Origin of the sequence: Variovorax sp. PBL-E5 (genome assembly GCF_901827185.1) — a bacterium.
GTDB lineage: Bacteria > Pseudomonadota > Gammaproteobacteria > Burkholderiales > Burkholderiaceae_C > Variovorax.
On sequence record NZ_LR594671.1, the window covers coordinates 518,036 to 540,597 of the forward strand.

28 protein-coding genes, 1 tRNA gene and 1 pseudogene are annotated in these 22,562 nt (G+C 65.3%); 23 read left to right on the forward strand and 7 right to left on the reverse strand.

The features are described from left to right. Positions 1–12 precede the first annotated feature (12 nt). Positions 13–1,005 carry a LysR family transcriptional regulator gene (locus WDLP6_RS02525; protein ID WP_162591082.1) on the reverse strand — a complete coding sequence of 331 codons (993 nt, stop codon included), beginning with the start codon at positions 1,003–1,005 and terminating at the stop codon, positions 13–15. Between the two features lie 102 nt (positions 1,006–1,107). Between WDLP6_RS02525 and WDLP6_RS02530 the strand changes: the two genes are divergently transcribed. From WDLP6_RS02530 to ubiA, 3 genes are all read left to right on the forward strand, one after another. Beyond that, a complete protein-coding gene (locus WDLP6_RS02530) occupies positions 1,108–2,073 on the forward strand; it encodes a LysR substrate-binding domain-containing protein (RefSeq protein WP_162591083.1) in 966 nt (321 codons plus the stop codon). A gap of 105 nt (positions 2,074–2,178) precedes the next feature. Further along, on the forward strand, positions 2,179–2,772 hold the full coding sequence (locus WDLP6_RS02535) for a Dps family protein (RefSeq protein ID WP_162565636.1): 594 nt from the start codon (positions 2,179–2,181) through the stop codon (positions 2,770–2,772). Between the two features lie 112 nt (positions 2,773–2,884). Beyond that, entirely contained in the window at positions 2,885–3,724 is an 840-nt protein-coding gene (gene ubiA / locus WDLP6_RS02540; protein WP_232077394.1) for a 4-hydroxybenzoate octaprenyltransferase, read from the forward strand. Positions 3,725–3,739: 15 nt separating this feature from the next. On the opposite strand, the gene proC is transcribed toward ubiA, so the two are convergent. Together proC and WDLP6_RS02550 are read right to left on the reverse strand one after the other, a co-directional pair. Then, a complete protein-coding gene (gene proC, locus WDLP6_RS02545) occupies positions 3,740–4,597 on the reverse strand; it encodes a pyrroline-5-carboxylate reductase (protein WP_162591084.1) in 858 nt (285 codons plus the stop codon). Positions 4,598–4,600: 3 nt separating this feature from the next. Continuing rightward, positions 4,601–5,692 (reverse strand): esterase-like activity of phytase family protein, encoded by a 1,092-nt coding sequence (locus WDLP6_RS02550; protein ID WP_162591085.1) that lies wholly within the window; start codon positions 5,690–5,692, stop codon positions 4,601–4,603. Between the two features lie 283 nt (positions 5,693–5,975). On the opposite strand from WDLP6_RS02550, the gene rplN reads away from it, so the two are divergent. From rplN to WDLP6_RS02645, 19 genes and pseudogenes are all read left to right on the forward strand, one after another. Continuing rightward, the gene (gene rplN, locus WDLP6_RS02555) at positions 5,976–6,344 is read left to right on the forward strand and encodes a 50S ribosomal protein L14 (RefSeq protein ID WP_093105273.1); all 369 of its coding nucleotides are present in this window, start codon (positions 5,976–5,978) and stop codon (positions 6,342–6,344) included. 13 nt (positions 6,345–6,357) lie between these two features. Next, positions 6,358–6,675 carry a 50S ribosomal protein L24 gene (rplX, locus tag WDLP6_RS02560; protein WP_162565640.1) on the forward strand — a complete coding sequence of 106 codons (318 nt, stop codon included), beginning with the start codon at positions 6,358–6,360 and terminating at the stop codon, positions 6,673–6,675. 12 nt (positions 6,676–6,687) lie between these two features. Further along, entirely contained in the window at positions 6,688–7,227 is a 540-nt protein-coding gene (gene rplE, locus WDLP6_RS02565) for a 50S ribosomal protein L5 (RefSeq protein WP_162591086.1), read from the forward strand. Positions 7,228–7,235: 8 nt separating this feature from the next. Continuing rightward, positions 7,236–7,541, forward strand: a complete 306-nt coding sequence (rpsN, locus tag WDLP6_RS02570; protein ID WP_038118843.1) for a 30S ribosomal protein S14 — start codon at positions 7,236–7,238, stop codon at positions 7,539–7,541. 20 nt (positions 7,542–7,561) lie between these two features. Continuing rightward, on the forward strand, positions 7,562–7,957 hold the full coding sequence (gene rpsH / locus WDLP6_RS02575; RefSeq protein ID WP_162591087.1) for a 30S ribosomal protein S8: 396 nt from the start codon (positions 7,562–7,564) through the stop codon (positions 7,955–7,957). Between the two features lie 23 nt (positions 7,958–7,980). After that, on the forward strand, positions 7,981–8,514 hold the full coding sequence (rplF, locus tag WDLP6_RS02580) for a 50S ribosomal protein L6 (RefSeq protein WP_162591088.1): 534 nt from the start codon (positions 7,981–7,983) through the stop codon (positions 8,512–8,514). Positions 8,515–8,528: 14 nt separating this feature from the next. Then, entirely contained in the window at positions 8,529–8,894 is a 366-nt protein-coding gene (rplR, locus tag WDLP6_RS02585; RefSeq protein WP_162570318.1) for a 50S ribosomal protein L18, read from the forward strand. Positions 8,895–8,913: 19 nt separating this feature from the next. Beyond that, positions 8,914–9,432, forward strand: coding sequence for a 30S ribosomal protein S5 (gene rpsE, locus WDLP6_RS02590; RefSeq protein WP_028250822.1), 519 nt, complete (start codon positions 8,914–8,916; stop codon positions 9,430–9,432). A 14-nt stretch (positions 9,433–9,446) separates the two neighbouring features. After that, a complete protein-coding gene (gene rpmD, locus WDLP6_RS02595; RefSeq protein WP_009124818.1) occupies positions 9,447–9,632 on the forward strand; it encodes a 50S ribosomal protein L30 in 186 nt (61 codons plus the stop codon). A gap of 24 nt (positions 9,633–9,656) precedes the next feature. Further along, entirely contained in the window at positions 9,657–10,088 is a 432-nt protein-coding gene (rplO, locus tag WDLP6_RS02600) for a 50S ribosomal protein L15 (protein WP_162565643.1), read from the forward strand. Positions 10,089–10,109: 21 nt separating this feature from the next. After that, positions 10,110–11,420 carry a preprotein translocase subunit SecY gene (gene secY, locus WDLP6_RS02605; protein ID WP_162565644.1) on the forward strand — a complete coding sequence of 437 codons (1,311 nt, stop codon included), beginning with the start codon at positions 10,110–10,112 and terminating at the stop codon, positions 11,418–11,420. A gap of 9 nt (positions 11,421–11,429) precedes the next feature. Next, positions 11,430–11,499: pseudogene (gene infA / locus WDLP6_RS02610) on the forward strand (translation initiation factor IF-1); the annotation flags it as partial. A gap of 34 nt (positions 11,500–11,533) precedes the next feature. Continuing rightward, positions 11,534–11,647 (forward strand): 50S ribosomal protein L36, encoded by a 114-nt coding sequence (rpmJ, locus tag WDLP6_RS02615; RefSeq protein WP_038201958.1) that lies wholly within the window; start codon positions 11,534–11,536, stop codon positions 11,645–11,647. A 23-nt stretch (positions 11,648–11,670) separates the two neighbouring features. Further along, positions 11,671–12,036 carry a 30S ribosomal protein S13 gene (rpsM, locus tag WDLP6_RS02620; RefSeq protein ID WP_019653977.1) on the forward strand — a complete coding sequence of 122 codons (366 nt, stop codon included), beginning with the start codon at positions 11,671–11,673 and terminating at the stop codon, positions 12,034–12,036. A 12-nt stretch (positions 12,037–12,048) separates the two neighbouring features. After that, on the forward strand, positions 12,049–12,453 hold the full coding sequence (gene rpsK / locus WDLP6_RS02625) for a 30S ribosomal protein S11 (RefSeq protein WP_162565645.1): 405 nt from the start codon (positions 12,049–12,051) through the stop codon (positions 12,451–12,453). Positions 12,454–12,584: 131 nt separating this feature from the next. Then, the gene (rpsD, locus tag WDLP6_RS02630) at positions 12,585–13,208 is read left to right on the forward strand and encodes a 30S ribosomal protein S4 (protein WP_162565646.1); all 624 of its coding nucleotides are present in this window, start codon (positions 12,585–12,587) and stop codon (positions 13,206–13,208) included. A gap of 130 nt (positions 13,209–13,338) precedes the next feature. Next, entirely contained in the window at positions 13,339–14,328 is a 990-nt protein-coding gene (locus WDLP6_RS02635; RefSeq protein ID WP_162565647.1) for a DNA-directed RNA polymerase subunit alpha, read from the forward strand. Between the two features lie 79 nt (positions 14,329–14,407). After that, positions 14,408–14,809 (forward strand): 50S ribosomal protein L17, encoded by a 402-nt coding sequence (gene rplQ / locus WDLP6_RS02640; protein WP_162565648.1) that lies wholly within the window; start codon positions 14,408–14,410, stop codon positions 14,807–14,809. A gap of 18 nt (positions 14,810–14,827) precedes the next feature. Then, positions 14,828–14,904 (forward strand) — tRNA-Met (locus WDLP6_RS02645). Between the two features lie 84 nt (positions 14,905–14,988). On the opposite strand, the gene putA is transcribed toward WDLP6_RS02645, so the two are convergent. After that, positions 14,989–18,768: a trifunctional transcriptional regulator/proline dehydrogenase/L-glutamate gamma-semialdehyde dehydrogenase gene (gene putA / locus WDLP6_RS02650; RefSeq protein WP_162591089.1), complete on the reverse strand. Its 3,780-nt coding sequence runs from the start codon at positions 18,766–18,768 to the stop codon at positions 14,989–14,991. A gap of 71 nt (positions 18,769–18,839) precedes the next feature. On the opposite strand from putA, the gene WDLP6_RS02655 reads away from it, so the two are divergent. Then, entirely contained in the window at positions 18,840–19,340 is a 501-nt protein-coding gene (locus tag WDLP6_RS02655; RefSeq protein WP_162591090.1) for an Lrp/AsnC ligand binding domain-containing protein, read from the forward strand. Positions 19,341–19,362: 22 nt separating this feature from the next. Here WDLP6_RS02655 and WDLP6_RS02660 read toward each other — a convergent pair whose 3' ends face one another. The 3 genes from WDLP6_RS02660 to WDLP6_RS02670 are packed head-to-tail and all read right to left on the reverse strand — an operon-like array spanning position 19,363 to position 22,561. Next, positions 19,363–19,755: a RidA family protein gene (locus tag WDLP6_RS02660; protein WP_162565651.1), complete on the reverse strand. Its 393-nt coding sequence runs from the start codon at positions 19,753–19,755 to the stop codon at positions 19,363–19,365. Further along, a complete protein-coding gene (locus tag WDLP6_RS02665; protein WP_162591091.1) occupies positions 19,752–21,365 on the reverse strand; it encodes an AMP-binding protein in 1,614 nt (537 codons plus the stop codon). The genes WDLP6_RS02660 and WDLP6_RS02665 overlap by 4 nt, the downstream gene beginning before the upstream one ends. Next, positions 21,362–22,561 carry an acyl-CoA dehydrogenase family protein gene (locus WDLP6_RS02670; protein ID WP_162591092.1) on the reverse strand — a complete coding sequence of 400 codons (1,200 nt, stop codon included), beginning with the start codon at positions 22,559–22,561 and terminating at the stop codon, positions 21,362–21,364. Before WDLP6_RS02670 ends, WDLP6_RS02665 begins: the two co-directional genes overlap by 4 nt. Between the last annotated feature and the right edge of the window lies 1 nt (position 22,562).

Below are 22,562 nucleotides of genomic sequence, written 5' to 3' on the forward strand. Positions count from 1 at the left end.
ATCGGCCGACCCCTACGCGGCCGAGGCGTCAGAGGGGCTCGCCGGCTCCGTCGAATGCCACATGCCGCTGCGGCCCATGTCGTCCACGATGTCCACGATGGCTGCAGCCACGGACTGCACGGCCTTGCGCGGGCCCTTGGTCTTGGACATGGCCATCGAGATGCTGCGCTGCAACGGCGGATCGATGATTCTCGCGGCCTGGAGGCGCCCCTCTTCCACTTCCGTCCAGACCGCATGCAGCGGCAGCACCGTATAGACGCGCTCCTGGGCCACCAGCGACTTGAAGAGCGGCAGCGAGTCGGCTTCGATCACCGTGGAAACCGTGACCCTCTCTTGCCGGGCGGTCGCGTCGAGTGCGTTGCGCAATCCGTTGGGCGAACTCGGCAGGATGAAGGGCAGGCCGTGCATCGCGCGGAAGCTGATGTCCGGCGCTTGGGTGACCTTGTCGCCTCGCGCGCCGATCAGGTAGCTGTCGACGGTGGCGAGCAATTGTTCGTGCTCGGGTCGTGATGCGCCGTAGCGGTAGAGGATCGCGAGGTCGACCCGTGCGTCGGTCAGCCACTCTTCCACCTGGCCGCTGGAGCCTTCGAGCACCTTGAGGCTGATGCCGGAATGACGGGCGCGCAATTGCGAAAACAAGCGCCCGATCAGCGGATGCGCAATCGACGGCAGGAGGCCGACGGTCACTCGACCGGATGGCTCCTGCGCGTTGCTGCGGATCTGTGCTTCCAGCTGTTGGGCGTCTTCCAGCAAGGTGCGCACCGGGCCGAGGATCTGCGCGCCCGTCTCGGTCAGTTCCACACCCCGACCCGTCCGGGTGAACAAGCGACAGCCGCATTGCCGCTCCAGCGCATTGATCTGCCGGCTCAGAAGGGATTGGTTGCTGTCCAGGAACAGCGCTGCGCGCGTCAGGCTGCCGAGTTCGGCGATCGCGAGGAACGCACGCCAGATCGTCAGATCGCCGGCGAAATCCAACTGGATGTCGGTGGCCTTGCCGGATTGCATGCGCTGGGTGTCTCCTGTACAGGCGAAGGATTATGTGCCAGGGTCGGTGGATTCGCAGGGGCCGGCGAGGGTTGGAGGGCATGCGCATAATTGACGCGAGCTATGACCCTCACCGAACTCAAATACATCGTCGCGGTCGCACGCGAACGGCATTTCGGCAAGGCGGCCGAAGCCTGCTATGTATCGCAACCCACGCTGTCGGTCGCCATCAAGAAACTGGAAGACGAGCTCGAGGTGAAGCTGTTCGAGCGCAGCGCGGGTGAGGTCACGGTGACCCCGCTCGGCGAGCAGATCGTGCAGCAGGCGCAGAGCGTGCTCGACCAGGCGGCCAGCATCAAGGAGATCGCCAAGCGCGGCAAGGATCCGTTGTCGGGTCCGCTCAACCTTGGCGTGATCTACACCATCGGCCCCTACCTGCTGCCGGACCTGGTGCGTCAGAACATCGCGCGCACGCCGCAGATGCCGCTCGTGCTGCAGGAGAACTTCACCGTCAAGCTGCTGGAGATGCTGCGCGCCGGCGAGATCGATTGCGCGATCATGGCCGAGCCTTTTCCCGATGCCGGCCTGGCGACCGCCGCGCTTTACGACGAACCTTTCATGGCCGCGCTGCCGGCGCACCATCCGCTGGCGCAGCGCGAGTCGGTGAGTTCCGAGGAGCTCAAGAAGGAAACCATGCTGCTGCTCGGCACCGGCCACTGCTTTCGCGACCATGTGCTCGAGGTGTGTCCTGAGTTCGCGCGCTTCTCGAGCAACGCCGAGGGCATCCGCAAAAGCTTCGAGGGCTCGTCGCTCGAGACCATCAAGCACATGGTGGCCTCGGGCATGGGCGTGACCTTGGTGCCGCGCCTTTCGGTGCCGGCGAATGCGCTCAAGCCCAGAGCCAAGGGCCGCAAGGAGCCGGAGCAGATCGTGCGCTATCTGCCGGTGCGCGATGCGCATGGCGGCGAACCGCCGACGCGGCGCGTCGCGCTGGCCTGGCGCCGCAGCTTCACGCGCTATGAAGCGATCGCGGCCTTGCGCAATGCCATCTACGCCTGCGAATTGCCGGGCGTCACGCGCCTCTCGTAGCAAGCGGGTCGAGAGCGTATCGCTGCGATAGAGTGCGGCTGTTGCGCAGGCCGGATGCGGCCTCTAAAGTTTGCGTGTCCATCATCCCCAAAGAGAATCCATCACATGGCCAAAGTCGTGAAGAAAACCAAGTCCACCATTTCCGCCGCGCCGTCGGCTTCGGCTGGCAAGGTGCCCAAGAAGGGTGGTGCCGTGGTCGCACAGGAATCCGGCAGCCGCAACGCGCCGATCATCAACATCGGCATCGACCGGCAGGACCGCGCGGCCATCGCCGAAGGCCTGAGCCGCGTGCTCGCCGACACCTACACGCTTTACCTCACCACGCACAATTTCCACTGGAACGTGACCGGCCCGCACTTCAACTCGCTGCATGCGATGTTCATGAACCAGTACACGGAGCTCTGGGGCTCGACCGACATCCTTGCCGAGCGCATTCGCGCACTCGGCCACTACGCGCCGGGTTCGTACGCCGAATTCAGCAAGATCGCGACGGTGCCCGACGTGCCGCAGAACCCGCCCAAGGCGATGGAGATGGTGCGCATCCTGGTCAAGGGCCACGAGACCGTGTCGCGCATTGCGCGCGAATTCATTCCCGTTGCCGAGGAGGCCGGCGATGACCCGACCGCCGACATGCTCACCGCGCGCTGCACGGTGCATGACCAGACGGCCTGGATGCTGCGCTCGCTTCTGGAAGATTGAGGTGTTGCCATTGAAGCCGGAAACACCGTGGAACCGGCTCCGCCGGGCCGCTGGTGTTGCCCCCTTGAGGGGGGAGGCGGCTACGCGAAGTGAGCAAGCAACGGGGGTGGGTTTGTACCTCGATCTCATTCGCTGGAACCGCCCGGCGGGCTGGCTGCTGCTGCTCTGGCCCACGCTGGGCGCGCTGTGGTTCGCCGCCGACGGCTGGCCGGGCTGGCATTTGCTCATCGTCTTCGTGGCGGGGACGGTATTGATGCGCAGCGCAGGCTGCTGTATCAACGACGTGGCCGATCGGGACTTCGACCGCCACGTCAAGCGCACGGCCCAGCGTCCGGTGACCCGCGGCGCCGTCTCGGTCAAGGAGGCGCTCGCGCTCGGTGCCGTGCTCGCGCTGGCTGCCTTCGGGCTCGTGCTCACGACGAACCGCGTCACGGTGCTGTGGTCCTTCGCGGCGCTGGCCATCACGCTGGTCTATCCGTTTGCCAAGCGCTTCGTCTCGGTGCCGCAGGCGGTGCTGGGCGTTGCCTTCAGCTTCGGCATTCCGATGGCATTCGCCGCCGTGCGCGGCAGCGTGCCCGGGCTGGCCTGGTGGCTGCTGGCGGGCAATCTGTTCTGGGTGCTGGCCTACGACACCGAGTACGCCATGGTCGATCGCGACGATGACCTCAAGATCGGCATGAAGACCTCGGCCATCACCTTCGGCCGCTTCGATGTGCCCATCGTCATGGCGAGCTACGCGATCTTCCTGGCCGCCTGGGCAGCGGCCGGCGCGGGCCGGTCGCTGGGCGTGGTCTTTTTCATTGCCATCGGCATCGCGGCCGCGCAGGCGCTGTGGCACTGGCGGCTGATTCGAGCGCGCACGCGCGATGGCTGCTTCAAGGCTTTTCGCCTGAACCACTGGCTCGGCTTCGCGGTGTTCGCCGGCGTCGCGGCCGGCTACGCGCTGCGCTGAGGCCGGCGCCGGTCCTCAGCCGCGGCCGAACTCGTGCGCGAGTTCGCCGGCACGCTGGTGTGCGGCGCGGATCGCGGCCTTGAACTTCGCCTTGACGTCGGCCCCTTCCAGAGAACTGATGGCGGCGTGGGTGGTGCCGCCCTTGGAGGTCACACGCTCGCGCAGCACCGCCGGCGGATCGGTGGCGTCGCCTGCCAGGGCCGATGCGCCTGCGAAGGTGCCCACCGCGAGTCGATGCGCCTGGTCCGCGGACAGGCCCAGCTCGACGCCGGCCTCGGTCATGGCCTCGATGAAATAGAACACATAGGCGGGGCCCGAGCCCGACACCGCGGTGACGGCATCGAGTGCGCTTTCGGCATCGACCCACAGAAGATCGCCCGTGGCGTCCAGCACCTGCTCGACCCGCTTTCGGTCATCGCCGTCGACCGCCGCGCGGGCGTAGAGCCCGGTCATGCCGCGGCCGATCAGGGCCGGCGTGTTGGGCATCGCGCGCACGATGCGTTCGGTGCCGAGCCAGTGGGCGATGCTGTCGGAGGGGATGCCCGCGGCAACGCTCAGATGCAGCGCGTCCCCACCCATGGCGCGTACCGGCCGTGCGGCTTCGGCAAAGGTTTGCGGCTTCACGGCCCAGACCATCACCTCGCAGCGGGCGAGCGCGCTGCCTGCCTGCGCTTGCGCGACGATGCCGAAGTCGTGCGCCAGCCGGGCGCGGGCTTCTGCAAAGGGTTCGACGACCTCGAAGGCGTCGGCCGGCGTTCCCTGCTTGACGAGCCCGCCGATGATGGCGCTCGCCATGTTGCCGCCGCCGATGAAGGCGATCGGCGGCAAGGGGGCCGCCTCGCGGCGGGGCAGGAAGGTGACTGCGATGTTCATGACTTATCCCGTGAATTCGAATGCGGCGAACTGCGTGATCTGCAGGGGATTGAAATTGTCGTCGCTCACCACCACCAGCATGCGATGGCCGTTCGGCAAGGAGGGTCCCCAGCACATGCCTTCGGTGTTGTCCAGGCGCGAGAGGCCGAGCGTGGCGAAGTCGGCGACCAGGGTTTTCGGCGCCGGCCGGTAGCTGCCCGGGACGAGCGCTTCCAGCGGCAGCGTGTCGCTGGCGTTGTGCGTGTCGATCTCGTAGAGGCGCAGCGAGTTGCCGACGCCGGTCGCGTAGGCGCTCTCGAGCACCAGCATGCGATCGGCATCGATCATCAGCACTTCGCTGACGCCGTTGTCCGCGTAGGCACCCGGAACCAGGGGTCGCTGCGGGATCGCATCCGGCAGGTAGGCGATCTGGCGTGTGGCGCGCCCGGTCGCGAGTTCGATCCGGATGAATCGGCAAGGCCCCCCCGGCGCGCAGAGGGTCGGAACGGGGCCGTCCTGGATCAGGGCGTTCTGCATGGCGAGCCAGGCGTGGCGGCCGTCGGGTGTCAGCGTCAGGCCTTCCAGGGCGAGGTTGTCGCGCGCGCCGCGCCGGCCGTCGGGGCTGGGCTGGAACATCGCCGGCAGCGGGATCTCGCGCAGCAAGGAGCCGTCGCGCCGCGATTCGTAGAAGGCCGGACCGAAACCCCGGGCCTCGTCGCCCTCGCTGGTCCAGAGAACCGTGCCGCTGTCGCGACGCCACCGCAGCGCTTCGGGATCCGGCACGGGCACACCCGCGCGCGCCTGCGGCCGTGCAGGCCAGGACTCGCCATTCGCTTGCCTGAACGTGGTGACGTCGGTGGGTTCGGGCGCCGCGCTGCCGACCGACCAGCGCATGCCGTAGAAACGGGCAGAATTGATGTCTGATCGGTCATCGCTGATAAGCAGGTACTCACCTCGATCGGTGTCGTAGTCGATGCCGGACAGACCGCCGATCGTGGTTCCCCGAGATGCGAGACGGTGCGGCCAGCGCGCCTCGGCCAGCAGCCGCAGGCGCGGCGGCCCGATCACGGCGGGCGCCACGCTGCGGCAAGCTGCCAGGCTGCCTCCAAGTGCCATGGCTGCGAATATCGCCTGGCGGCGGGGCAAATGCGCCGTGGTGGAAGTTTGCACGCGGCGCAGTCTATGGGCGCCGCGTGACATCTCGAATGCAGGGTGGTTGACAGCCCCCTGGCGTCATGCAACAATCGCGGGCTTCGCTTTTCCAAAGGCGATCCAAGGCGAATGCTTTCTGCCCAACGGAAGCGCACCAGAGTGGTTTTGGTGTGTGGACGACGGGCCCAAGACTGACTGCAGAACTTCCGCAAGGAGGGGAGGCGGTACAAGTTGGGAATATCACGAAATGATCCAAACTGAATCCCGGCTCGATGTGGCCGACAACACGGGCGCGAAATCCGTCCTGTGTATCAAGGTGCTCGGTGGCTCCAAGCGGCGTTACGCCAGCGTGGGCGACGTCATCAAGGTCAGCATCAAGGAAGCCGCTCCGCGGGGTCGCGTCAAGAAGGGCGAGATCTACAGCGCAGTGGTGGTCCGCACCGCCAAGGGCATCCGTCGCAGCGACGGGTCGCTCGTCAAGTTCGACGGCAATGCCGCCGTCTTGCTCAATGCCAAGCTGGAGCCCATCGGCACCCGCATCTTCGGACCGGTCACGCGCGAACTGCGCACCGAGAAGTTCATGAAGATCGTCTCGCTGGCTCCCGAAGTTCTGTAAGGACAACAACGCCATGAACAAGATTCGCAAAGGCGACCAGGTCATCGTGTTGGCCGGGCGCGACAAGGGCAAGCGCGGCACGGTGTCGCTGCGCAAGGACGATTCGCATCTGATCGTCGACGGCATCAACATCGTCAAGAAGCACACCAAGCCGAACCCGCTCAAGGGAACCACCGGTGGCATCGTCGAGAAGGCCATGCCGATTCACCAATCCAACGTGGCGATCTTCAATGCCGCGACCGGCAAGGCCGATCGCGTGGGCATCAAGGTCACGGACGGCAAGCGCGTGCGCGTCTTCAAGTCCAGCGGCGACGAAATCAAGATCGCCTAAGGGGTACTCACAATGGCACGTCTCCAACAGCACTACCGCGAAAAGATCGCGAAGGACCTGACCGAGAAGTTCGGCTACAGGTCGCCGATGCAGGTTCCCCGTCTGACCAAGATCACGCTCAACATGGGTGTGGGCGAAGCGGTCGCCGACAAGAAGGTTCTCGACAACGCCGTCGCCGACCTCACCAAGATCGCCGGCCAGAAGCCGGTCGTCACCAAGTCGAAGAAGGCCATTGCCGGCTTCAAGATCCGCGAGAACCAGCCGATCGGCTGCATGGTCACGCTGCGCGGCGTGCAGATGTACGAGTTCCTGGATCGCTTCGTGACCGTGGCGCTGCCGCGCGTTCGCGACTTCCGCGGCATCTCCGGCCGCGCGTTCGACGGCCGCGGCAACTACAACATCGGCGTGAAAGAGCAGATCATTTTCCCCGAGATCGAATACGACAAGGTCGATGCCCTGCGCGGTCTCAATATCAGCATCACGACGACGGCCAAGACCGACGAGGAAGCCAAGGCGCTTCTCGCCGGCTTCCGTTTCCCGTTCAAGAACTGAGGCGACCCGTGGCTAAAGCATCTCTGATCCAGCGCGAACTCAAGCGCGACAACCTGGTCGCCAAGTACGCCGCGAAGCACGCGGAACTCAAGGCAATCGCCAACGACGCGAAGAAGAGCGACGAAGAGCGCGCTGCTGCGCGTCTGGGCTTGCAAAAGCTTCCGCGCAATGCCAATCCGACGCGCCAGCGCAATCGCTGCGAAATCACCGGCCGTCCGCGCGGCACCTTCCGTCAATTCGGTCTGGCCCGCGCCAAGATCCGTGAACTGGCTTTCAACGGCGACATCCCCGGTGTCACCAAGGCCAGCTGGTAAGCCAGGCAGGAGCAAACAACATGAGCATGAGTGATCCCATTGCCGACCTGCTGACGCGTATCCGTAACGCGCAGATGGTGGCGAAGCCCACCGTGTCGGTCCCGTCTTCCAAGGTGAAGGTCGCGATCGCGCAAGTCCTGAAGGACGAGGGCTACATCGACGGCTTCCAGGTCAAGACCGAAGCCGGCAAGAGCGAGCTCGAAATCGTGCTGAAGTACTACGCTGGCCGTCCGGTCATCGAGCGCATCGAGCGCGTCAGCCGCCCCGGCCTGCGTGTCTACAAGGGCACCACCGCCATTCCACAAGTCCAGAACGGCCTTGGCGTCGCCATCGTCACCACCCCCAAGGGCGTGATGACCGATCGCAAGGCGCGCGCTACCGGTGTCGGTGGCGAAGTGCTGTGCTACGTCGCCTGACCGAGACATCGAGGAGAAACTGAATGTCCCGAGTAGGAAAAATGCCGGTCACCGTCCCCGCAGACGTGGATGTGTCGATCAAGGAAGACCAGATCAGCGTGAAGGGCAAGGGCGGCACGCTCAACCTGCAACGCCACGCGCTGGTCACCGTCGTCAGCAAGGACGGCAAGCTGAGCTTTGCACCCGCCAACGAATCGCGTGAAGCCGATGCGATGGCCGGAACGCATCGCCAGTTGGTGAACAACATGGTTCTCGGCGTGACCAAGGGCTTCGAGAAGAAGCTCGCTCTGGTCGGCGTCGGGTTCAAGGCTGCGGCGCAGGGCGCGAAGCTCAACCTGCAGGTGGGTTATTCGCATCCGGTCAACATCGACATGCCGCAGGGCATCACGGTGGCGACCCCGACCCCGACCGAAATCGTGATCAAGGGTGCCGACCGTCAACGCGTCGGCCAGGTGGCCGCCGAGATCCGCGCTATTCGTCCGCCCGAGCCCTACAAGGGCAAGGGCATCCGTTATTCGGACGAGAAGATCGTGATCAAAGAGACCAAGAAGAAATAAGGGGCAGCAAAATGATGTTGACCAAAAAAGCACAGCGTCTTCGCCGTTCGCGCCAGACCCGCATCCGCATCGCGACGCAGGGTGTGGCTCGCCTCACGGTGAACCGCACCAACCTTCACATCTACGCGACCGTCATTTCCGACGACGGCTCGAAGGTGATCGCCACCGCATCGACGGCCGAAGCCGAGATGCGCACCTCGCTGGGCGGTTCCGGCAAGGGCGGCAATGCCGCTGCGGCCACCGCCGTCGGCAAGCGCATCGCCGAAAAGGCGAAGGCTGCCGGCATCGACAAGGTCGCTTTCGATCGCGCAGGTTTTGCATACCACGGCCGCGTCAAGGCGCTGGCCGAAGCCGCTCGCGAAGCCGGCCTGCAGTTCTAACCGGACACGAGATTCAAAAATGGCAAAGATTCAGGCAAGAACGCAGAACGAAGGCCCCGAAGACGGTCTGCGCGAGAAGATGATCGCGATCAACCGCGTCACCAAGGTGGTGAAGGGTGGTCGTATCCTCGGTTTCGCCGCACTCACCGTGGTGGGCGACGGTGACGGCCGCGTCGGCATGGGCAAGGGCAAGTCGAAGGAAGTGCCGGCCGCCGTGCAGAAGGCGATGGAAGAGGCGCGCCGCAACCTCGCAAAGATCTCGATCAAGAACGGCACGCTCCATCACCGTGTGACAGGCCACCATGGCGCTGCCTCCGTGGTCATGATCCCGGCCCCGAAGGGTACCGGCATCATCGCCGGCGGCCCGATGCGCGCCGTGTTCGAGGTCATGGGCATCACCGACATCGTGGCCAAGAGCCATGGGTCGTCGAATCCCTACAACATGGTCCGTGCCACGCTGGACGGCCTGAAGAACTCGACGACCGCATCCGAAGTCGCTGCCAAGCGCGGCCTGACGGTCGAAGAACTCTTCGCCTGAACCGGAGCATCGACATGACGACGCAACAACAAACGCTCAAGGTGCAACTGGTCAAGAGCCCGATCGGCACCAAGGAATCGCATCGCGCGACCGTGCGCGGCCTCGGCTTGCGCAAGCTCAACAGCGTGAGCGAGCTGCAGGACACGCCCGCGGTACGCGGCATGATCAACAAGATCAGTTATCTGGTCAAAGTGCTCTAAACAGAGTCGCTGAGAGAGACGCATATGGAACTCAATGGCATCAAGCCGGCGGATGGCGCCAAGCACGCCAAGCGCCGTGTCGGCCGCGGCATCGGCTCCGGCCTCGGCAAGACCGCGGGTCGCGGTCACAAGGGTCAGAAGTCGCGCGCAGGCGGTTTCCACAAGGTCGGCTTCGAAGGCGGTCAGATGCCGCTGCAGCGTCGGCTGCCCAAGCGCGGCTTCAAGTCGCAGCTGCTCAAGTACAACGCCGAAGTGACGCTGGGCGCCCTCGAAAAGCTCGGCCTGGCTGAAGTGGACGTGCTTGCGCTGAAGCAAGCGGGTCTGGTCGGTCAGATCGCGAAGGTCGTCAAGGTCATCAAGTCGGGTGAGCTCACCAAGGCCGTCAAGCTGACGGGCGTTGGCGCGACCGCTGGTGCCAAGGCCGCGATCGAAGCTGCCGGCGGCAGCGTCGCCTGAGCGGACTGAGAGAAGTTCTTCGTGGCAACCAACGCAGCAACGCTCGCAAAAACAGGCAAGTTCGGTGACCTGCGTCGCCGGCTCGTCTTTTTGCTGCTCGCGCTCGTGGTCTATCGCGTCGGTGCGCACATTCCCGTGCCAGGCATCAACCCGGACCAGCTGGCTCAGTTGTTCCAGGGCCAGCAGGGCGGCATCCTGAGTCTGTTCAACATGTTCTCGGGTGGTGCGCTGTCGCGCTTCACCGTGTTCGCGCTGGGCATCATGCCGTACATCTCGGCGTCGATCATCATGCAGTTGATGACCTACGTGGTGCCGAGCATGGAGCAGCTCAAGAAGGAAGGCGAAGCCGGCCGCCGCAAGGTGACGCAGTACACGCGCTACGGCACGCTCGGGCTGGCATTGTTTCAGTCGTTCAGCATTGCGGTGGCGCTCGAGTCTTCGGCGGGTCTCGTGATCTCGCCCGGCTTCGGCTTCCGCATTACCGCCATGGTCAGCCTGACCGCGGGTTCGATGTTCCTGATGTGGCTGGGCGAACAGATCACCGAGCGCGGGCTCGGCAACGGGATCTCGATCCTGATCTTCGCCGGCATCTCCGCCGGGCTGCCGAATGCGGTGGGCGGTCTGCTGGAACTCGTTCGCACGGGCGCCATGAACGTGATCGTGGCGCTGTTCATCGTGGCCGTTGTTGCGCTGGTGACCTATTTCGTGGTGTTCGTCGAGCGCGGCCAGCGCAAGATCCTCGTGAACTATGCGCGGCGCCAGGTCGGCAACAAGGTCTACGGCGGCCAGTCGTCGCACCTGCCGCTGAAGCTCAACATGTCGGGCGTGATCCCGCCGATCTTCGCGTCGTCGATCATCCTGCTGCCGACCACGGTGGTGGGCTGGTTCAGCACCGGCGAAAGCATGCGATGGATCAAGGACATTGCGAGCGCGCTGCGTCCGGGGCAGCCGATCTACGTGCTGCTGTACGCCAGTGCGATCGTGTTCTTCTGCTTCTTCTATACCGCGCTCGTGTTCAACAGCCGCGAGACGGCCGACAACCTGAAGAAGAGCGGTGCCTTCATTCCAGGCATCCGTCCGGGTGACCAGACGGCGCGCTACATCGACAAGATCCTGGTTCGCCTGACGTTGGCCGGCGCGGTGTACATCACCTTCGTCTGCCTGCTGCCGGAGTTCCTGATCCTCAAATACAACGTGCCGTTCTATTTCGGCGGCACTTCCCTGTTGATCATCGTGGTCGTCACGATGGACTTCATGGCCCAGGTACAGAACTACATGATGTCGCAGCAGTACGAATCGCTGTTGAAGAAAGCCAATTTCAAGACTTCGTAGACGGCGGCTGGTGACGAGGTCACTGTCGAGTTGACGCCCTATGACTTGAGCCGGGCGCATTGTGTTTCGGGCGAAATGAATCGCCGGGTTGGACAGAGTTTTAGGAGAATGAAATGAGAGTTTCGGCTTCGGTCAAAACCATTTGTCGTAATTGCAAGATCATCCGCCGCAAGGGTGTGGTGCGTGTGATCTGTACCGACCCGCGCCACAAGCAGCGCCAGGGTTGATTGAAGAGTATTAGAGGACGCACATGGCACGTATTGCTGGCATCAACATTCCGCCGCACAAGCACGCTGAAATCGGCCTGACCGCCATTTTCGGTATCGGTCGCACGCGCGCTCGCAAGATCTGCGAAGCGAGCGGCATCGAGTATTCGAAGAAGATCAAGGATCTGACGGACGCCGATCTCGAGAAGATTCGCGACCAGATCGCGCTCTTCACCATCGAAGGTGACCTGCGTCGCGAAACGACGATGAACATCAAGCGCTTGATGGACATCGGCTGCTATCGCGGCTTCCGTCACCGCCGTGGCCTGCCGATGCGCGGCCAGCGCACGCGCACCAACGCCCGCACCCGCAAGGGTCCGCGCAAGGCCGCGCAGTCCCTGAAGAAATAAGGATAGAACAGCATGGCCAAAGCTCCTGCCAACAACGCCGCACAGCGCGTTCGCAAGAAGGTTCGCAAGAACGTTGCGGACGGCATCGCGCACGTGCACGCATCTTTCAACAACACGATCATCACGATCACCGACCGCCAGGGCAATGCCTTGTCGTGGGCGTCTTCGGGTGGCCAGGGCTTCAAGGGTTCGCGCAAGTCGACGCCTTTCGCCGCGCAGGTCGCCTCCGAAGTCGCAGGCCGCGCAGCGGTCGACCAGGGCATCAAGAACCTGGACGTCGAGATCAAGGGCCCGGGCCCGGGTCGCGAATCGTCGGTGCGCGCGCTGGCCGCGCTCGGCATCCGGATCAACTCCATTGCCGACGTGACCCCGGTGCCGCACAACGGCTGCCGTCCGCAGAAACGCCGTCGCATCTGAGCGTTCGACGTCCGGCGCAGCCTGCTTCACAGCGGCTGCGCATTTTGTTTTTATGTTGAAGCCCACCGCCATCGGCACGCCGCTGATGGCTCCCGCAGGCAACTGCGGTAGATGACACAAAGGAAGATCAAGTGGCACGCTACCTCGGCCCCAAGGCCAAACTCTCCCGCCGCGAAGGCACCGACCTGTTCCTCAAGAGCGCACGCCGCTCTATCCAGGACAAGGCCAAATTCGACTCCAAGCCCGGCCAGCATGGCCGCACCTCGGGTCAACGCACGTCCGACTTCGGCCTGCAACTGCGTGAAAAGCAGAAGGTCAAGCGCATGTACGGCGTGCTCGAGAAGCAATTCCGCCGCTATTTCGAAGAAGCCGATCGCCGCCGTGGCAACACGGGCGCCAACCTGCTGTTCATCCTCGAAGCCCGCCTGGACAACGTCGTCTATCGCATGGGTTTCGGTTCGACCCGCGCCGAGGCACGCCAACTGGTGTCGCACAAGGCGATCACGGTGAACGGCCAGTCGGTCAACATCCCGTCGTACCTGGTCAAGACCGGCGACGTGATCGCGGTTCGCGACAAGTCGAAGAAGCAGACCCGTGTGGCCGAGGCGCTCCAGCTGGCCCAGCAAGTCGGCATCCCGGCCTGGGTCGAGGTGAATGCCGACAAGGCCGAAGGCACCTTCAAGAAGGTTCCCGATCGCGACGAATTCGCCGCCGACATCAACGAATCGCTGATCGTCGAACTGTATTCGCGTTAAACGGACGATGACGCGCCGCTTCGCGGCTCGTACTTGTGTATTTTTTTGTTCCCGCCGGGGCTCCATTCCCGTCGGGTGCTTCACCAGCCTTACCGGTGTAACGAGCCGGGGGTATTGAGAGGAAGTCTGCATGCAAACCACCCTGCTGAAACCCAAGACCATCCAGGTCGAGCAACTGGCGCCCAACAAGGCAAAGGTCACGCTCGAACCCTTCGAGCGCGGCTACGGCCACACGCTCGGCAATGCGCTGCGCCGCGTCCTGCTGTCGTCGATGGTCGGCTACGCAGCCACCGAAGTCACGATCGCCGGCGTGCTGCACGAGTACTCGTCGATCGATGGCGTGCAGGAAGACGTCGTCAACATCCTTCTCAACCTCAAGGGCGTGGTGTTCAAGCTCCACAACCGCGATGAGGTCACGCTGAGCCTGCGCAAGGACGGCGAAGGCCCGGTCCTCGCCTCCGACATCCAGACGCCGCACGACGTCGAGATCATCAACCCCGATCACGTGATCGCGCACCTGTCGCAAGGCGGCAAGCTCGACATGCAGATCAAGGTCGAGAAGGGTCGCGGCTACGTGCCCGGCACGATGCGCCGCTATGCGGACGAGCCGACCAAGTCGATCGGCCGTATCGTGCTCGACGCGTCGTTCTCGCCCGTCAAGCGCGTGAGCTACACGGTCGAAAGCGCGCGCGTCGAACAGCGCACCGACCTCGACAAGCTGATCGTCGAAATCGAGACCAACGGTGCGATCACCGCCGAAGACGCGGTGCGCGCCTCGGCCAAGATTCTGGTCGAGCAACTGGCCGTGTTCGCGCAGCTCGAAGGTGGCGAACTCGCTGCGTTCGACACGCCGGCGCCGCGCAGTGCCCAGCAGTTCGATCCGATCCTGCTGCGTCCGGTCGACGAGCTCGAACTCACGGTGCGTTCGGCCAACTGCCTCAAGGCCGAAAACATCTACTACATCGGTGACCTGATCCAGCGCACCGAGAATGAGTTGCTCAAGACCCCCAACCTGGGTCGCAAGTCGCTCAACGAAATCAAGGAAGTGCTCGCCTCGCGTGGCCTGACCTTGGGCATGAAGCTCGAAAGCTGGCCGCCAGCCGGCCTCGACAAGCGTTAAGAAGATCACCACACCTGTGTGTTGCACCAGGCAGTACCTGACACGGCTGCCTGTTTTTATAAAGTAAAGGAAAAGCACCATGCGTCACGGACACGGACTCCGCAAACTCAACCGCACCAGCTCGCACCGCCTCGCGATGCTGCAGAACATGATGAACTCGCTCATCGCACATGAAGCGATCAAGACCACGGTCCCCAAGGCCAAGGAATTGCGTCGCGTCATCGAGCCGATGATCACGCTGGCGAAAAAGCCCACGGTTGCCAACAAGCGCCTTGCCTTCGACCGTCTGCGCGACCGCGACAGCGTCGTCAAGCTTTTCGCCGAACTCGGCCCGCGCTACCAGGCACGTCCGGGCGGCTATACGCGCATCCTGAAAATGGGCTTCCGCGTGGGCGACAACGCACCGATGGCGCTGGTCGAACTGGTCGATCGCCCCGAGGTGAATGAAGCCGCTGCGGATGAGCAGAACGGTGCCGAATAAGCTATAATTCCATCTTGCCGCGCGATGGAGCAGCCTGGTAGCTCGTTGGGCTCATAACCCAAAGGTCGCAAGTTCAAATCTTGCTCGCGCAACCAACACGACAGCGGTCTCCGCTGACACAAAACGCCCACTTTGATGTGGGCGTTTTGCTTTGTGCCTCACTTGCGGCCTTCCGAGGCTCAGCCGATCGTCATCAAGCTGGCGTTGCCGCCGGCCGCTGCGGTGTTCACGCTGAGGGCACGCTCGACGACCAGCGCTTCGAGCGGGACGTCGATGGCCCCGGGCCGGAAGGCCCTGACACTCACGATGGGGCCGTCGCGCTCCGCCACACGGCGGACCACCGTAGCCAATGTCCCGGCATCGCCGTGATGGAGCACGGCATCGAAGGTCACGGTCGGCGCAGCCCAGTCCTGAGCGATGACGATCGACGGTCGGACCGCAGCGGGCAGCGTGGCGAGCAGCGCGTCCGTGCCTTGGCCTGCCGGCCACAGCGCGGTGCTGCCCACGGCGAGCACGGCGGCAAGCTGGGTCAGCCGATCGACATCGTTGCTTGCCAGACAAAGCACGGCATGGCGTGCATGCAGCGTATAGACATTGCGCTCGCCGGTCGGACCCGCGAGCGTGCGCGCACGACCGCTGCGGGTGAGTCGCCTGAAGCGATCGCATGTCCGGGCGAGATCGGGCTTTCCTGCGGCCGAAGCCCACGCGGCCAATGCATCGAGCGCGGGATGGCTGACGTGGCCCGCAATGTCCGCGGCATGTCCGGGATCTGCATCGTCGAGTGCGCGCGCGAGCACGTCGTCCGGACGCGCTGCCAGCATGCGGTACATGTACAGCGGCCCGCCGGCCTTGGGGCCGGTGCCCGACAAGCCCTCGCCGCCGAACGGTTGCACCCCGACGACCGCGCCCACCATGTTGCGGTTGACGTAGACATTGCCGGCGTTCGCCGCGTCCACCACCTGTGCGATCGTCTCGTCGATGCGCGTATGAACGCCCAGGGTCAATCCATAGCCCGTGGCATTGATCTGCCCCAGCAGCGCGCCCAGGTCGCGGCGGCGGTAGCGGACCAGATGCAGCACGGGGCCGAACACTTCGCGCCGGAGTTCGGAAAGGCTTTCCAGTTCGATGAGCGTCGGCAGGACATAAGTGCCGTGCTGCGTCGCGTGATCCAGCTCGCGCCCGTGCCGGTGCACGTGGCGACCGCGCTTGCGCATCTCCGAGATGTGCTGCTCGATCCCGGCGCGGGCCTCTGCATCGATGACCGGGCCGACATCCACCGACAGCCGTGCGGGATCGCCGAGACAGGCCTCCGCCATCGCGCCCTTGAGCATGTCGATGAGCCGGTCCGCCGCTTCTTCCTGCACGCAGAGCACGCGCAGCGCGGAGCAGCGCTGCCCGGCACTGTCGAACGCCGATGCCATCACATCCATGACCACCTGTTCGATCAGCGCCGAGGAGTCGACGATCATGGCGTTCTGGCCGCCGGTCTCGGCGATCAGCGGAATCGGCTCGCCACCGGCTCCGAGCCGCGTGGCGAGCGTCTTCTGCAGAATCCGCGCGACCTCGGTCGATCCGGTGAACATCACGCCCTGCGTGCGTGCGTCGGCCACCAGCCTGGCGCCCACGGTTTCGCCGCGGCCGGGCAGCAGCTGAACCGCCGCGCGAGGAACGCCTGCTTCCCACAGCAGGCGGACTGCCTCGGCGGCGACCAGAGGTGTCTGCTCCGCCGGCTTGGCGAGGACCGGATTGCCGGCAGCCAGCGCCGCAGCGACCTGGCCGACGAAGATCGCCAGCGGGAAGTTCCAGGGACTGATGCACACCATGGGGCCGAGCGCGCGGTGGGTCTCGTTCCTGAAATCGTTGCGTGCCTGCGCGGCATAGAAGCGCAGGAAGTCGATGGCTTCGCGGACTTCGGCAATGCCGTTGGCAAAGGTCTTGCCCGCCTCGCGCGCGAGCAGGCCCAGCAGCTGTTGCTCGCGCGCCTGCAGCAGAGCGGCAGTGCGGTCGAGCAAGTCGGCGCGGCGCGTCGGCGACGTGGCGGCCCACTCCTCGGCAACGGCCTGGGCATGGTCCAGCGCCTCGTCGACCTCGGTGTCGCTCGCGTCCCGCGTCTGGCCGACCCCATCGCGATGATCGGCCGGGTTCAGCACCGGATGCCATGCATCTGCCGCGAGCGCACCCGGTGACGCCGAGGCCAGCATGGGCTCGGCAGTCCATGCCGCGTGGGCGCTCTCCGCCAGCGCGTGCCCCAGTTCGCGCAACGACGCTTCACTCGAAAGATCGAGCCCCTTCGAGTTGCGGCGCCGCGTTCCGTACAGGTCCGCTGGCAATGGAATGGAAGGATGCGGCTTGCCGATCGCACCTTCCGCCAGGGCCATGCGTTCGACCGTCAGCACCGGATCTTCGACCAGGGTCTCCAGCGAGATCGTGGGATCGGCGATGCGGTTGACGAACGAGGTGTTGGCGCCATTCTCGAGCAGCCTTCGCACCAGGTAGGCGAGCAGGGTTTCGTGCGTGCCGACCGGCGCATAGATGCGGCACGGCCGTCCGAGCTTGCCGGCTTCGGCGCGGCCGACGACCTGTTCATAGAGCGGCTCGCCCATGCCGTGCAGGCACTGGAATTCGTACTCCCCGGGCTGGTATGCAGCCGGGTCCGCCATCACGTAGATCGCCGACAGCGTGTGCGCGTTGTGCGTGGCGAATTGCGGATAGACGGCTTCCGGCGCCGCGAGCAACTGACGCGCGCAGGCGAGGTACGAGACATCCGTGTAGGCCTTGCGGGTGTAGACGGGATAGCCCGCCTGCCCGTCGACCTGTGCGCGCTTGATCTCGCTGTCCCAGTAGGCGCCCTTCACCAGCCGAATCATGAGCCGGTGCCGGCTGCGGCGCCCGAGGTCGATCACGAAGTCGATGACGGATGGACAGCGCTTCTGGTACGCCTGGATCACGAACCCGATGCCATCCCATCCGGCCAGGCCGGGTTCGAAGCACAGGCGCTCGAGCAGATCGAGCGAGAGCTCGAGGCGATCCGCTTCCTCGGCGTCGATGTTGAGGCCGATGTCGTACCGCTGCGCGAGCAAGGCGAGATCGCGCAGCACGGGATAGAGCTCGTTCACCACGCGCCGGTACTGTGCGCGGCAGTAGCGTGGATGCAGCGCCGACAGCTTGATCGAGATGCCGGGCCCTTCGTACACGCCGCGGCCCGCGGACGCCTTGCCGATCACATGGATGGCCTGCTCGTAGGCGACGCGGTATCGCTCGGCATCGTGCGCGGTCAACGCCGCTTCTCCGAGCATGTCGTAGGAATAGCGAAATCCCTGCGACTCCAGAAGCCTCGCGTGATCCACCGCCTGCCGGATCGTCTCGCCCGTCACGAACTGCTCGCCCATCATGCGCATGGCCATGTCGACGCCCTTGCGGATGAGCGGCTCCCCGCCCTTGCCGATGAGGCGCGTGAGCAGCGCGGACAGGCCGGCCTCGCTGTGCGTGGCGACCAGCTTGCCCGTCAGCAGCAATCCCCAGGTGGCGGCATTCACGAACACGGACGGACTGCGGCCCGTGTGCGACTGCCACTGGCCGTGCGCGATCTTGTCGCGGATCAATGCGTCGCGCGTCGCGGTGTCGGGAATGCGAAGAAGCGCCTCCGCCAGACACATCAGCGCCACGCCTTCCTGGGACGACAGCGCATATTCCTGCAACAGGCCCTGCACCAGCCCGGCCCGGCCCGTGGAGGCCTTGCGGGTGCGAAGTTGTCCAGCGATGCGGTGGGCGAGGGCGTGCGCCTCGCTCGCCTTGCCGCCCGGCAGGCGTGCCTGCTCGAGCAAGGCCGGAAGCACCTCTTCCTCGGGCAGACGGCATGCGCCGGTGATCTGCTCCCGCAGCGACGACCGTTCGCCCATGCCGTCGGCGAAGGCCTCGAACGGGCGGTGGAGAGCGGGTGCGATGGCAAGATCCGACATGTGAACCTCTGTGGTGACATGTTGGATGATGCAGCTACATTTATCGACTTACTGTTCGAAATCGACTGCCTATGCCGAACAATTCACTAGAGGCGGCTGCCGAGCGGCTGGGTCTCGATCGCATCGATCTGCGCATCCTGAGCAGCCTGCAGGAAGACGGCCGCATCGCCAACCTCAAGCTGGCCGAAGCGATCGGCCTGTCGCCGACCGCGGTGCTGGCGCGGGTCCAGCGCCTGACGCGCGACGGCTACATCCTGGGTTATGAGGCACGGTTGAACCCGCGGAAACTCGGGGCCGGCATGCTGGTCTTCGTGGAAGTCCTGCTGGACAGAACGACCCCCAACGTCTTCGATCAATTCAAGGCCGCAGTGCAGGTGCAGCCAGGGATCCTGGAATGCCACATGGTCGCGGGCGGCTTCGACTACCTGCTCAAGACGCGCAGCGCCGACATGAACGACTACCGCCGCTTCGCCGGCGACGTGCTGTGGCAACTCCCGGGCGTGCGGGAAACCCGCACCTACGCGGTGATGGAAGAGGTCAAGAACTCGACGCACCTGCACCTGCCGCGATAGCCGCGAGCAAGCCTGGGGCGAGCTAAGGAACTACGGCCGTCACTTCGATCTCGATCTTGGCGCGCGGCTCCACCAGCGCAGCGACCTGCACGCAGGTCATCGCCGGAAAATTCCGTCCCATCGCATCGCGGTACACCGGCCCCAGCTCTGCGAGCCGGCGGGTGTACTCGTCGCGATCGACGACATACCAGGTCATGCGAACCATGTGCTCCGGTCCGGCGCCCGCTTCGCGCAGCACCTCGACGATGTTGCGCAGCGCCAGCCCGGTCTGCTCGATGAAGTCGTCGGACTCGAACTGCTGCTGCGCGTTCCATCCGATCTGTCCGCCGACGAACACCATCGTGCCGCGCGCGGCCACGCCGTTCGCATAGCCCTTGGGAGCTGCCCAGCCGGGCGGTTGCAGGAGTTTGATCATGTGGATTGCCTCAGTCTGAATCGTTGGAGTTTCCCGGTTTCCGTGCGCGGCAGGCTCGCGACGAATTCGATCTCGCGCGGGTATTTGAAGGGCGCGATGGTCGCCTTCACGTGGTCCTGCAGCGCCCTGACCAGTGCGGCATCGCCCGCATGGCCTGGCTTCAGTACGCAGAACGCCTTGACGATCATGCCGCGCTCCGCATCGGGCTTGCCGATCACGCCGCATTCGGCCACGGCCGGATGCTTCAGCAGCGCATCCTCCACCTCCGGCCCGCCGACGTTGTAGCCCGAGGTGATGATCATGTCGTCGGCACGCGACTGGTAGAAGAAGTAGCCGTCCTCGTCCTGCACGAACGCGTCGCCCGGATAGTTCCAGCCGTCCTTCACGTAGTTGGCCTGGCGCGGATCGTCGAGGTAGCGGCAGCCGACCGGTCCGATGATCGCCAGCTTGCCGACGGTGCCGCGCGGCACCTCGCGGCCTTCGTCGTCCACCACCCTGGCGGTGAAGCCCGGCACCGCCTTGCCGACCGCACCGCGGCGCACCTCGTTGCCCGCGGCCGAGATGTAGATGTGGAACACCTCGGTGCCGCCGATGCCGTCCAGCATCTCGATGCCGGTGGCCTCCTTCCACAGCTGCCGCGTCGCATCCGGCAGCGCCTCGCCCGCGCTCACGCTGATGCGCAGCGTCGGCACGCCGAGGGCCTTGGCAAAGGGTGCCATCTGCCGGTAGAACGTGGGCGCCGTGTAGCAGAGGGTGGCGCCGATGTCGCGGATCGCCTTGACCATCGACTCGGGCGTGTAGGGCCCGTCGGCGTAGTAGACCGAGGCACCGGCCCACATCGGGAAGATCAGCAGCCCGCCGAGGCCGAAGGTGAAGGCCAGCGGCGGCGAGCCGATCACGATGTCGTCGGGGGTCGCGCGCAGGATGTGGCGCGGCCAGGTCTCGCACATCGCGAGCACGTCGCGGTGCGTGGTCGCCGGCGCCTTGGGCTTGCCCGTCGTGCCGGAGGTGAAAGCCAGGAGCGCGATGTCGTCGGCCGCAGTCGGGCAAGGCGCGAACACGCCGCGCTTGGTGGCGGCGCGCGACTCCAGCGAATCGGGCGCATCGGGCTGGTTGAAGGCGACGATCGCCTTCAGCACGGGATGTGCCTGCTGCGCAATGCGCAGTTCGTCCTGCAGCTTGCCGTCGCACAGCGCGGCCACGGGCTGCGACTTCTCGATGATGTCGCCGAGTTCCTTGGCGCGCAGCAACGGCATGGTGGCGACCGCGATCAGGCCGGCCTTCACCACCGCGAGCCACGCGAGCGCCATGCCGATCGAATTGCCGCCGCGCAGCAGCACGCGATTGCCCGGCACCAGCCCGAGGTCTTCGACCAGCACTTTCGCAATGCGGTCGACTTCGACACCGGCCTCTGCATAGCTCAGCGTGCGGCCCGGCGAGCGCAGCATCGGCTTGTCCGCGAAGCCCTTGGCCGCGGCCTTGTCCAGCAATTCCTCCACCAGGTTCAACTGGTCTGGCAACTGGAGCTCGGGCAGGTCGTAGCGGAAGATGGGCAACTGCGCTGCCGGCGGCAGGCGGTCATGGACGAAACGGTCGATCTGCGCGCTCATGCTTGGGGGCTCCTCAACACGGCCTTGCCGATGATCAGTTGCTGGACCTCCGTCGCACCTTCGTAGATGCGCAGCGAGCGGATGTCGCGGTAGAGGCTTTCCACCTTGGTGCCTACCTTCACGCCGAGGCCGCCGTGCATCTGCAGCGCCATGTCGATCACGCGGCTTGCGTTCTCGGTCGCGCACATCTTGGCCATCGCGGCCGCGGCCGTGAGATCGCCGACCGCGGGTGCACCGCGGCGCTCGCTGTCGTCGCGCATCCAGGCGGCGCGGTAGGTCAGCAGCGCGGCGCTGTCGATCAGCGCGGCCATCTCGCCGAGCTTCGCTTGCGTGAGCTGGAAGTCGGCCAGCGTCTGGCCAAACATGCGACGCGTCTGCGCATGGTGGATCGCCTCGGCCAGCGCGCGGCGCGCCATGCCGAGCGCGGCCCCGGCCACCGAGGCGCGGAAGATGTCGAGCGTGCGCATCGCGAGCTTGAAGCCGCCGTTCAGTTCGCCGAGTTGCGCGTCGCGCGGCACGACGCAGCCGTCGAAGCGCAGCGTGGCAAGCGGATGCGGTGCCATCACCTCGATGTGCGCCGAGGTATCGAGGCCAGGTGTCGCCGCGTCGACGATGAAGGCCGTGATGCCGCGCGAGCCGGCGGCCGGATCGGTCTTGGCGAACACGCAGTAGAAATCGGCGATACCGCCATTGCTGATCCAGGTCTTCTCGCCACCGAGGCGCCAGCCGTCGGCGGTGGCTTCGGCGCGCATCGCCATCGCGCCGACATCGGAACCGGCCTCGGGCTCGCTCAGCGCGAAGGCCGCGATCTTGTCGCCGCGTCCCACGGGCGCGAGGTAGTTCTTCTGCTGTTCGGCGCTGCCGGCCAGCGTGATGGCGCCGCTGCCCAGCCCCTGCATCGCGAAAGCGAAGTCGGCCAGCGGCGAGTGGAAGGCCAGCGTCTCGCGCAGCAGCACGAGCGCGCGCGAATCGAGCCGCTCCAGCGCGCCGCCCGAAGCCGCCGGCACACAGTAGCGCAGCCAGCCACCGTCGCCCAGCCGCCGCACCCAGTCGCGGCAGGCCGCGCGGTCGTCGCGCTCGTCCACCGATTGCGAACGGGCCCAGGGCAGCAGCGTGCGCGCGAGCTCGCGGTGCGCATCGTCGAAGAAGGGCAGCGCGAGGTGCGCCGTCGAAGGGTCGAAAGCCGCAGCAGCCATC

Bases quoted from the DNA above. Each gene is read 5' to 3' on its own strand.
- WDLP6_RS02525 (WP_162591082.1), bottom strand. From the start codon at position 1,005: ATGCAATCCGGCAAGGCCACCGACATCCAGTTGGATTTCGCCGGCGAT.
- WDLP6_RS02530 (WP_162591083.1), top strand. From the start codon at position 1,108: ATGACCCTCACCGAACTCAAATACATCGTCGCGGTCGCACGCGAACGG.
- WDLP6_RS02535 (WP_162565636.1), top strand. From the start codon at position 2,179: ATGGCCAAAGTCGTGAAGAAAACCAAGTCCACCATTTCCGCCGCGCCG.
- proC (WP_162591084.1), bottom strand. From the start codon at position 4,597: ATGAACATCGCAGTCACCTTCCTGCCCCGCCGCGAGGCGGCCCCCTTG.
- WDLP6_RS02550 (WP_162591085.1), bottom strand. From the start codon at position 5,692: ATGGCACTTGGAGGCAGCCTGGCAGCTTGCCGCAGCGTGGCGCCCGCC.
- rplN (WP_093105273.1), top strand. From the start codon at position 5,976: ATGATCCAAACTGAATCCCGGCTCGATGTGGCCGACAACACGGGCGCG.
- rplX (WP_162565640.1), top strand. From the start codon at position 6,358: ATGAACAAGATTCGCAAAGGCGACCAGGTCATCGTGTTGGCCGGGCGC.
- rplE (WP_162591086.1), top strand. From the start codon at position 6,688: ATGGCACGTCTCCAACAGCACTACCGCGAAAAGATCGCGAAGGACCTG.
- rpsH (WP_162591087.1), top strand. From the start codon at position 7,562: ATGAGCATGAGTGATCCCATTGCCGACCTGCTGACGCGTATCCGTAAC.
- rplF (WP_162591088.1), top strand. From the start codon at position 7,981: ATGTCCCGAGTAGGAAAAATGCCGGTCACCGTCCCCGCAGACGTGGAT.
- rplR (WP_162570318.1), top strand. From the start codon at position 8,529: ATGTTGACCAAAAAAGCACAGCGTCTTCGCCGTTCGCGCCAGACCCGC.
- rpsE (WP_028250822.1), top strand. From the start codon at position 8,914: ATGGCAAAGATTCAGGCAAGAACGCAGAACGAAGGCCCCGAAGACGGT.
- rpmD (WP_009124818.1), top strand. From the start codon at position 9,447: ATGACGACGCAACAACAAACGCTCAAGGTGCAACTGGTCAAGAGCCCG.
- rplO (WP_162565643.1), top strand. From the start codon at position 9,657: ATGGAACTCAATGGCATCAAGCCGGCGGATGGCGCCAAGCACGCCAAG.
- rpmJ (WP_038201958.1), top strand. From the start codon at position 11,534: ATGAGAGTTTCGGCTTCGGTCAAAACCATTTGTCGTAATTGCAAGATC.
- rpsM (WP_019653977.1), top strand. From the start codon at position 11,671: ATGGCACGTATTGCTGGCATCAACATTCCGCCGCACAAGCACGCTGAA.
- rpsK (WP_162565645.1), top strand. From the start codon at position 12,049: ATGGCCAAAGCTCCTGCCAACAACGCCGCACAGCGCGTTCGCAAGAAG.
- WDLP6_RS02635 (WP_162565647.1), top strand. From the start codon at position 13,339: ATGCAAACCACCCTGCTGAAACCCAAGACCATCCAGGTCGAGCAACTG.
- rplQ (WP_162565648.1), top strand. From the start codon at position 14,408: ATGCGTCACGGACACGGACTCCGCAAACTCAACCGCACCAGCTCGCAC.
- putA (WP_162591089.1), bottom strand. From the start codon at position 18,768: ATGTCGGATCTTGCCATCGCACCCGCTCTCCACCGCCCGTTCGAGGCC.
- WDLP6_RS02655 (WP_162591090.1), top strand. From the start codon at position 18,840: ATGCCGAACAATTCACTAGAGGCGGCTGCCGAGCGGCTGGGTCTCGAT.
- WDLP6_RS02660 (WP_162565651.1), bottom strand. From the start codon at position 19,755: ATGATCAAACTCCTGCAACCGCCCGGCTGGGCAGCTCCCAAGGGCTAT.
- WDLP6_RS02665 (WP_162591091.1), bottom strand. From the start codon at position 21,365: ATGAGCGCGCAGATCGACCGTTTCGTCCATGACCGCCTGCCGCCGGCA.
- WDLP6_RS02670 (WP_162591092.1), bottom strand. From the start codon at position 22,561: ATGGCTGCTGCGGCTTTCGACCCTTCGACGGCGCACCTCGCGCTGCCC.